Source organism: Bacillus sp. AFS040349, assembly GCF_002577655.1.
Classification (GTDB): Bacteria; Bacillota; Bacilli; order Bacillales; family Bacillaceae; genus Metabacillus.
The window spans coordinates 1,257-1,487 of the sequence record NZ_NUMC01000036.1 but is presented as its reverse complement, the minus strand read 5'-3'; the positions used below and the strand labels follow the sequence as shown (position 1 = coordinate 1,487).

General features: G+C 33.3%; 1 protein-coding gene. It reads right to left on the bottom strand.

The annotated features are described in order from the left end of the window. Nucleotides 1–138 precede the first annotated feature (138 nt). A partial coding sequence (locus tag COD11_RS28160; protein ID WP_483296283.1) for a hypothetical protein occupies nucleotides 139–231 on the bottom strand: 93 nt, incomplete at its 5' end.

The following is a 231-nucleotide window of genomic DNA, read 5'->3' as shown; positions in this document are numbered from 1 at the left end:
TTTTCTGTGAAAATAAATTACTTGTTTAAACTTGATCAACTTTGATTAAGCTATAGATAATTAAATTTGGCAATAGGAAAGCAGAGCTACCGTACCTTACGGTTTCTCGTTTAACTTTTCTATTTTTTGTCTATAATGCTAATTTGAAGTTAACTCCTGGTAGGGTTCTTTGTTCTGAAGCATATGATAGACAATCGTAAGCATTCGATGCCCTATGGCAACGAGTGCTTT